Consider the following 2,150-nt stretch of genomic DNA (forward strand, 5'->3'; position numbering starts at 1 on the left):
GAGATGCGATGCGCCCAACGGACATGCATTGAAACGGTTCTGCCAAAGGTGCCCACAACGACCCCGGCGAGCGTTCAAATACTGCGCGTACCGGCCGTGCACTCGCTGCGTCACTTCGGCTATCGTGCGGTACGGCAATCAGGTGCATGTGATTGGCCATCAGGCAATAAGCCAGAATCGGGAGGTTGCTGACGGCCGCCTGTTCCCTCAACAAGCTCAGGTAGGTCAGCCGGTCACGGCGGGAATGGAACACCGACTGGCGGTCGATACCACGTTGGGTAATGTGATGCGCTACACCTGGCGCAATGAATCGAGCTGATCGAGGCATTCTGATCAATCAGCACGCTGCAGGATGATTTTTTCTCATCCAAATACGAGAGGGACAGGCCAGGACGTCCACCTTCCGTGGGTAAAGCGAAAGGGACAGGCGTCCCCGCCCCTGACGGGAGAACCGTGACACTACTCGCAAGCAGCCTTGCGAGTCGTCACCAGATCATCAATCCGCGAGAGCGTTAGCGGCACCCACCGTAGGTCGGATCGATCGCCCCAGCGCTGAACTCCCAGCGGGCGAACTTGCCATGTGGAGGCATCGACAATCCCGAGTTCGTGGAGCACACGGCCATCGCCCGGTTGTATCTTCGCCCGCCAAGCCGCGACGAAGTATTGTCCGTTGGGCGACCACTCAACACTGTTGGCGATCAGGCCAGGCACCACCAAGTGTTTTTGAGGATCGTTCGGACGCAACCCCTGAATGACGACGTGGTCTCCATCGACAAACGCGATCCGGTCAGCGACCGGCGACCACCGGACGAAACGCCCACGCCCGACCAATCGGGGCCTCCGTTCGTCCAAAGCCATGACAAATACCTGATTCTGATGAGCAAAAGCAATCCGCCGCTCATCGGGTGACCATGAAGCGGAGTCAGGTGCGAGGCCTTCCACGTCCGGGCACCAGAGAAGATCCCAGAGCTGGGCTCTGTTTCGGGCGAGGTAGAGCCCGCTGACACACCGACTGGACACCGGTGCCGGGTCTCCCACCGTCAGGACAGCATGCCCACGGGGAGAGAGCCGCAGTTCCGTGACATCCGCAGGGGCCAATGGAAACCGCGCAATCTCCATACCGCGCACGTCGCGAGACACGAGCTCCGGCTGCTTGGCTGGAAGAATCCCCTCCTGCTGCAATACACCGGAGGCATGCAAATCTCGAAGCCGTGTTCGCATCTCGCAGGGGCTCCCTAGAACGTTGCGAGATACCGTTTCGCCGCTCAGCGAGATCGCCTGGACCTCTCCGAGAAAATTGATTTCCACGAGGAATCCATCCTCGTCCCTGCTCGTGCCGCGAATCCCGCATGCGGTCAATACTGCTAGATTTAGCATCGCTGCTATCCATCGAAAATCAATTGATAGTCTCCGCGACAGAGAAAGCATACGAAGAGCTCCCTGAAGTAGGCAATCGCGCACTACAACTTCAACCCAGTGCGTGTAATCGGCCATGGAATCGGAATCAGCGGCGCTCCCCACCCCGGGCTGTCAGGTGAGAAAAGGGGACGTCCTAGGTGAGAAAAGGGGACGTCCTGGACTGTCGCTCTCGATTTTCCTATATATCTTTCCAGACCATACACTCAGCATTCTACTCGAAGCGAACGCTTCCGATCACACTGGCTCCGCCTCATTCACCCTCTGGCTCTCAGTACCTCGACCTCCCTCGCTGGAGCCAACTCTCCCGCCACCTTTGCGCAAAGCTCAGCCCGTTGCGCGTGCATTTCCTTCGTAAACGCCTGATCCCCAAACGGCTGACCAGAGTGTGTCGCACGGCGTAGCGCTTTAAGCTCGATATCCACTTCCGGCTCATTCAACAGGCGCGCCCAAGCGGGAGCGCCACCCGCCGCGCGCCAGAACGACATGTCTGCAATCCGCGCTCGATCTTCCCCCGACAGATGAGCCTCAGCGCTAGACCATTCATAGCACCAAGGGTCTGTCACCAGTCCGGCCCGGACCGGGTTCAATTCCACATAGCGCAAGGCCGCCCAAAGATGCGATGCGCCCAACGGACAGGAATTGAAACGGTTCTGCCAAAGGTGCCCACATCGACCCCGGCGAGCGTTCAAATACTGCGCGTACCGGCCGTGCACTCGCTGCATCACTTCGGG

General features: G+C 59.3%; 2 protein-coding genes. Both read right to left on the bottom strand.

The window, feature by feature from the left end:
* On the bottom strand, positions 1–328 hold a 328-nt coding region (locus ACR9Y2_RS40265; protein ID WP_435047584.1), incomplete at its 3' end, for a transposase.
* A 131-nt stretch (positions 329–459) separates the two neighbouring features.
* Positions 460–1,308, bottom strand: coding sequence for a TolB family protein (locus ACR9Y2_RS40270; RefSeq protein ID WP_435047585.1), 849 nt, complete (start codon positions 1,306–1,308; stop codon positions 460–462).
* Positions 1,309–2,150 lie beyond the last annotated feature (842 nt).

It is taken from the genome of Paludibaculum fermentans, assembly GCF_051172195.1.
GTDB classification, from domain to species: Bacteria; Acidobacteriota; Terriglobia; order Bryobacterales; family Bryobacteraceae; genus Paludibaculum; species Paludibaculum fermentans_A.